The following is a 5,773-nucleotide window of genomic DNA, read 5'->3' as shown; positions in this document are numbered from 1 at the left end:
CTCTTTTTCTTCATCCGCAAACTCATAACCAATGGGCGTTGCATTTTCGGGAAAGATCGAGATTGTAACAAACTCTAAGAGAGCTTCGCTACAATTGCCTATCTTTTTTTAGGTTTTCCTATGACATATGTTTTATCCCTCTTTTTAGTATTTACCGCACTTTTATTGGCCGATAAACCAACACAATGGGGTGAAAATGTTACCGGAGTAACCACTACGTTTCAGAGCGATAGAAAAGAAATTGCTCTCACATTCGATGCGTGTGGAGGGAGTTTTCGTAGTTCACAATATGATATGGAACTCATCAATTTTCTCGTGACGCAAAAAATTCCTGCTACCCTCTTTATCAATACTCGCTGGATCAAAAGCAACCCCGAAATTTTTTCTGCACTCGCATCCAATCCTCTCTTTGAAATCGCCAATCACGGCACAGCACATCGCCCTCTCTCCGTAAACGGCAAAAGCATTTACAACATCGCAGGAACATCTTCTCCCGAAGAGGTAGAGCGTGAAATCAACGGCAACGGAGATTTGATCGAAAAACTCACCGGTAAACGCCCCCGGTTTTTCCGCTCAGGTACCGCCTATTATGATGAACAAGCAGTAGCTATTGCACGGCATAATGGAGTGGAAATCGGTGGGTTTAGTGTGCTAGGAGATGCGGGGGCAACCTTTAGTGCCGAAAAAGTTGCTCATCAGATTACCAATGCCAAAAGCGGTGATATCATACTTCTTCACATGAATCACCCTGAGAGTGGAACCCGCGAGGGGGTTAAAGAAGCAATTGAGAAGCTCAAAACACAAGGGTTTAGCTTTATCAGGCTCAGTGATGTTAAAGAGCGTCTGATTCCCCTTCCTTAACGTGTATAATTAATCTCAACAGTAAGATGGGCTAGCTCTTCGTGAATCCCTAACCGCTCTTTGAAATACTCCGGACTCACCTCTTCATCTGATGAGAGCGAGAGAATCACCGAATATTTTCCTTTTCCTACACGCCAAACATGAAGATCGGTTATTTGTGCTGCGATAGGGCTATCAATAATCACTTCACGAATCTCCTCAACAACAGGATCGTCCATATTAGCATCAAGCAAAATCCTCCCCGTTTGAATAATCAGCCCATACGCCCATACTCCAATAAGTACTGAGCCAACGATCCCCATCATCGGGTCCAGCCATGCCGCACCCCAAAGTTTCCCCCCTACCAACGCCACAATCGCTAAAACCGAGGTTGCAGCATCAGCAAGAACATGTAAATAGGCAGCGCGTAGATTTAGATCATGATGATGTTCATGTTCATGATGGTGATCGTGATGATGATGGGTATCTCTCAAAAGCCATGCACAAATCAGATTGATTGCCAACCCTACGATAGCAATCGCAATCGCCTGATCATAATGGATTTCACTCGGGTTGATGAGTCGCAAAATTGAGTAATAGAGCATCATTAATGCAACAGCGACGAGAAACAACGCACTCGTATAGCCGCCCAAGACTTCGATCTTCCATGTCCCAAACGCAAATCGAGGATCTGCCGCGTATCGACGAGCTGCACCATAAGCAAGTACAGAAAGCCCTAAAGCTAGCGCATGTGTCCCCATATGCCACCCATCCGCTAAAAGTGCCATCGAGTTGTAAATCCACCCCCCGAAGATCTCTGCTACCATCATAAATGCCGTGAGGGCAACGGCAATTTTAGTATTACGTTCCCCGAGAGGATTACCCTCATCAAAATTATGGTGATGGGTATAAACTTTTGTACTCATAGTAAAAAGGTCCTTATAAATAATGATAATTATATGCAATTAATATTCACTCTCTAATTAATAAAAAAATGTAATTTGCAGTTAGAGGAACTAAGTTCCCATCGTTATAATTCCATACTTATTTTTCAGGACTCACTATGAATGAAACCCTCCTTATCCTTGCGGTAGCATTAGCGATGGACTCCGTCGCAGTATCGATCGCCATCGGTTCCAAATACAAAGATCTTTTAGTTTCAAAAGCCCTCTTTGCCGCCGCTGTTTTTGGTTTTTTCCAAGGAGCCATGCCCATCGCGGGGTATTTCATCGGAATCAGCTTTGCGGAGTCTGTCCAAGCGTATGATCACTGGATCGCGTTTGTTCTCCTCGTAGGACTAGGGGGTAAGATGCTCTATGAAGCGTACCAAAACGAATTTGATGACGAAGTCACCGATCTCTCTACGAAGACACTTATTACACTGGCTATTGCCACCAGCATCGATGCAATGGCAATCGGGGTAACCTTTGCTTTTTTACAAACCGATATTTATACGGCTGCAAGCATTATCGCACTGGTAACGTTTATGCTGTGTGTTGTCGCGGTCTATATAGGAAAAAAGCTGGGGTCATTGTTGGAGAGTAAAGCAGAGATGCTCGGAGGGGTTATTCTAATCGGCTTAGGAAGCAAGATCCTCTTAGAACATTTAGGAGTTATTTAATCACCACCCATCGGAGGCATGATTATCGTGTTTTGATTTTTTATAGCGGCTGGCATTCACCCGTTTTTCGAGCTGATTTTGGGCATAAAAAAGCTCCTCTTTGATTGTTTCGATTTCCTCATCACTTGCTCGGAAATCAAGAATCTTCTGTCCTAGCGCTTCAAGGACGAGGTATTCATCTTTATACAGTTTGACCGCTTCATTTTTTTCTAAAAAGCGAAAATTCATATCTACTTTTTGGTCGTACTGCTCTTTGGTTGGATTATCGCTTTTTGCTAGGTAAGAGAGTATTCCATTGATAAAACGTCCAAGTAACCGAATATACCGGAGCCGTTTTGCATTTTCTGTTTTAGATTCGCCCATAAAACCTCATATTAATCATTCATCGATACAATACCGTCATTATACCCTCTAGGAGCCAATATGCGCTTAGCACTTATCGCTTTATTCCTCACCATTACGACACTCAGTGCGGAGTATATCCGCCAACCGATCGACCAAAAACTCATCGATAGCAAAATCAAAATCATCGATATTCGCACACCGGGCGAATGGAAAACAACCGGCCTCGTCAAAGGCTCAACCCCTATTATGTTTTTTGACGAGCAAGGAAATTACAATGTCGAAAATTTCTTAGGGAAACTGGGTAAAACGGTCAAAAAAGGGGAAAAATTCGCTCTCATCTGCAATAGCGGTAACCGTACACAAACCGTGGGAACCTTCCTCGGCAAACAGATGGGCTATAACGTCATCGACTTGCAAGGGGGAATCCAATATGCTATCGGTAAAAAAATCCCCTTAGAACCGTATAAACCAAAACCCTAACGTAGAAATTCGAGCAAATCGATATACTCTTTTTCGATCACTCCAAGATTCTCCAACATCCGCATCTCATCGACACCGGGATTTTCACTTAGAAACTCCCGTCTCCATTGGATATTATCTTGCAGTTCACTCAATCCTGTCGAAAGATACTCAATCATCGTATCGATATCAGCACCTCGAATAGCACCTTCCGTATCTGCTTTGTAAAACAACAATGCATAATCACCCGTTTCATGGGAAAATCGAAAATCTTCAGCAATGTTATGCACGATTGTCTTTATCCGCTCATCTTTAATGATACGTTTAGCCATAACCAGCCTCCAAAAAATAATGGTTTAATTGTAATCGCTTTTGGTATAGGAGTTGCTTAGATTATCTATCCAATTAAAAAGATTAGCCCAAGCCGTGGAATCACTTAAACTTAAAAGTAAACTTTTTTATTTACTGTTAATTGTAGGGTTTAGTTTAGGTGTTGTGGGACTTATTGGTTATATTAATATTCAAAATATCAAACGTAACATCGATACACTTTATTTTAGTTCGCTTGTTCCACTCAATGAACTAAATACGATTAGCAATACTTACCACAATGATCTAGCTTCCCCAATTTATCGATGGAGCAATCAACTTCTTACCGATAAACAAACCACTGAAAAAATATCTTCAGGACTGAAACGTATTAATCAGCATTGGAATATTTATCGTTCTCATTATAAAAATACCGAAGAAATACCCTATATTAACTACGCTGATACTAAAATTCAGAATTTGGAACGCTACTTCATTAAAGTGCACTCTATTATTGGTGATCCCAATAGAAATCATCCTCTATCATTGAGTATTTTAGATGAAAATATTCAATTAATTCATATCACTCTTCACACTCTCATTAACTATGAAAAAGAATCTGCACGATATGAACATGCTGTATTAATTGCACAATACAAAAATGCCCTTATGCAACTCACACTTTTTTTAGGAATAATGTTGATTTTAGTTATGAGCTTGGCATGGAAAATTTTTTCCCGTATTGAGTGGCAACAACAACAGCTTATCAGATCAACCGAAACACTAAGACATCTCAATCATAAATTAGAACAAGTATCCTATACCGATTCACTTACTGCCTTATACAACCGACGATATTTTAATATCCTTTTTGAACGTGAATTCAAACGTGCATTACGATCTGGTAAACCCTATGTATTTATGATGCTAGATATTGACTTTTTTAAACAGTATAACGATACTTATGGTCATTTACAAGGAGATATTGCATTGCAATCCGTATCCAAAGTACTCAAAAATACTTTACAACGTCCTGGAGATTACCCATTCCGTTTAGGAGGAGAAGAGTTTGGTATTATTTTAACGGATACTAATTGTGAAGATGCCCAAATAATGGGTGAAAAAATTCGCGCTAATATCAATAATTTAAAAATTGAGCATAAAGGAAGTAAAATTTTACCAACACTAAGTATCTCCATCGGAGGAATATGTATTGTTCCGACGGCACAAATGGGAGATGACGCTTTGATTCATGCAGCAGATACCAATCTTTATGTTGCAAAAGAGCGGGGACGTAATCAAGTGGTATTTAGTAATACGTTATAACTTCGGATTTTTGAACTTAAATTTTGTTTTTCTTCTCGATTATTATCCACTCTTCTTGCAGACAAGGAAGCATCTCTTTTATATCAATTCCCCATTCTATGGCAAGCATGATCAAATGCGCTAAATTGTAATTGGCTTTATTTTGTCGTAATTCGATACGAGCAATAAAAGACGTAGAGTTATGACCTAAAATATTGGCAAGCTTAAGCTGGCTAATTTTTCGCTCTTTACGCATTTTTTTGATGTGTTCAGTTAGTGCATCGTAGTACGCTTTAATCTCTGAACGCTCTTCTTTTGACACATCAACCGCCACTCACTCTTGGATGATTGATTTTAATTAAATCAGTGAATTAAAAACAATCACTATTAAGTGAGTGATAAGTTTTCTATAGCTACAATCTTTGCTAATTTTTAACAAAGGGTATTAATCATGAATACAAAGTTTATATCTATCGCTCTTGCTGGAGCGATTTTAATGTCAGGATGTGCGAATAAAGTTCCGACGTATTCAAACTCTCCACAGAATATACGTGCAGTTAAAACAGTGGCTACTTCCTCTTCTCCCGTTAATATTGGTAAATTTACCGCAACTAACGAGGGCGAATCCAAAGTTATGTGTCGTCTAGCAACTCCAGTCGGAACACCAGATGGGATTACATTTGCTAAATATATTGAAGATGCGCTCTCAACTGAGCTAGAAATGGGAAATATGCTCGATCCAAAATCAAAAATCACGGTTGCAGGGAATTTGGATAGTGTTTATGGAAGTACCGTATTAGGTAATGCTTATTGGGAATTTAAAGTCAGAGTAACTTCTACTAATGGCAAAAACTTCGATGTTGTATCACGCTATGACTATGAATCAAGCTTTAC

The 5,773-nt window shown here is 39.7% G+C and carries 9 protein-coding genes; 5 read left to right on the top strand and 4 right to left on the bottom strand.

Features of this window, described 5'->3' with window-relative positions; translation table 11 throughout:
- Positions 1 to 120 precede the first annotated feature (120 nt).
- Positions 121 to 861 carry a polysaccharide deacetylase family protein gene (locus tag WA010_RS09125; RefSeq protein ID WP_422556819.1) on the top strand — a complete coding sequence of 247 codons (741 nt, stop codon included), beginning with the start codon at positions 121 to 123 and terminating at the stop codon, positions 859 to 861.
- Here WA010_RS09125 and dmeF read toward each other — a convergent pair.
- Positions 858 to 1,766, bottom strand: coding sequence for a CDF family Co(II)/Ni(II) efflux transporter DmeF (gene dmeF, locus WA010_RS09120; RefSeq protein ID WP_422556818.1), 909 nt, complete (start codon positions 1,764 to 1,766; stop codon positions 858 to 860). The genes WA010_RS09125 and dmeF overlap by 4 nt on opposite strands.
- Positions 1,767 to 1,903: 137 nt before the next feature.
- Between dmeF and WA010_RS09115 the strand changes: the two genes are divergently transcribed.
- A complete protein-coding gene (locus WA010_RS09115; protein WP_422556817.1) occupies positions 1,904 to 2,461 on the top strand; it encodes a manganese efflux pump MntP family protein in 558 nt (185 codons plus the stop codon).
- Here WA010_RS09115 and WA010_RS09110 read toward each other — a convergent pair whose 3' ends face one another.
- A complete protein-coding gene (locus WA010_RS09110; protein WP_422556816.1) occupies positions 2,462 to 2,824 on the bottom strand; it encodes a hypothetical protein in 363 nt (120 codons plus the stop codon).
- A gap of 60 nt (positions 2,825 to 2,884) precedes the next feature.
- Here WA010_RS09110 and WA010_RS09105 point away from each other — a divergent pair, with 60 nt between their 5' ends.
- Positions 2,885 to 3,286, top strand: coding sequence for a rhodanese-like domain-containing protein (locus WA010_RS09105; protein WP_422556815.1), 402 nt, complete (start codon positions 2,885 to 2,887; stop codon positions 3,284 to 3,286).
- On the opposite strand, the gene WA010_RS09100 is transcribed toward WA010_RS09105, so the two are convergent.
- Positions 3,283 to 3,597 (bottom strand): hypothetical protein, encoded by a 315-nt coding sequence (locus WA010_RS09100; protein ID WP_422556814.1) that lies wholly within the window; start codon positions 3,595 to 3,597, stop codon positions 3,283 to 3,285. The genes WA010_RS09105 and WA010_RS09100 overlap by 4 nt on opposite strands.
- A gap of 94 nt (positions 3,598 to 3,691) precedes the next feature.
- Between WA010_RS09100 and WA010_RS09095 the strand changes: the two genes are divergently transcribed.
- A complete protein-coding gene (locus WA010_RS09095) occupies positions 3,692 to 4,900 on the top strand; it encodes a diguanylate cyclase domain-containing protein (protein WP_422556813.1) in 1,209 nt (402 codons plus the stop codon).
- A gap of 16 nt (positions 4,901 to 4,916) precedes the next feature.
- On the opposite strand, the gene WA010_RS09090 is transcribed toward WA010_RS09095, so the two are convergent.
- Positions 4,917 to 5,201, bottom strand: a complete 285-nt coding sequence (locus WA010_RS09090; protein WP_422556812.1) for a helix-turn-helix domain-containing protein — start codon at positions 5,199 to 5,201, stop codon at positions 4,917 to 4,919.
- Positions 5,202 to 5,330: 129 nt separating this feature from the next.
- Here WA010_RS09090 and WA010_RS09085 point away from each other — a divergent pair.
- Positions 5,331 to 5,773, top strand: a 443-nt coding sequence (locus WA010_RS09085; RefSeq protein ID WP_422556811.1) for a hypothetical protein, incomplete at its 3' end; no start/stop codon positions are given.

The sequence above is a fragment of the Sulfuricurvum sp. genome, assembly GCF_049305995.1.
In the GTDB taxonomy this organism is placed as follows: Bacteria; Campylobacterota; Campylobacteria; order Campylobacterales; family Sulfurimonadaceae; genus Sulfuricurvum.
The sequence above is the reverse complement of the archived record's forward strand: the minus strand, read 5'-3'. Positions and strand labels throughout refer to the sequence as shown.

Excerpts from the sequence above, each read along its gene's own strand:
- WA010_RS09125 (WP_422556819.1), top strand. The coding sequence starts at position 121 with ATGACATATGTTTTATCCCTCTTTTTAGTATTTACCGCACTTTTATTG.
- dmeF (WP_422556818.1), bottom strand. The coding sequence starts at position 1,766 with ATGAGTACAAAAGTTTATACCCATCACCATAATTTTGATGAGGGTAAT.
- WA010_RS09115 (WP_422556817.1), top strand. The coding sequence starts at position 1,904 with ATGAATGAAACCCTCCTTATCCTTGCGGTAGCATTAGCGATGGACTCC.
- WA010_RS09110 (WP_422556816.1), bottom strand. The coding sequence starts at position 2,824 with ATGGGCGAATCTAAAACAGAAAATGCAAAACGGCTCCGGTATATTCGG.
- WA010_RS09105 (WP_422556815.1), top strand. The coding sequence starts at position 2,885 with ATGCGCTTAGCACTTATCGCTTTATTCCTCACCATTACGACACTCAGT.
- WA010_RS09100 (WP_422556814.1), bottom strand. The coding sequence starts at position 3,597 with ATGGCTAAACGTATCATTAAAGATGAGCGGATAAAGACAATCGTGCAT.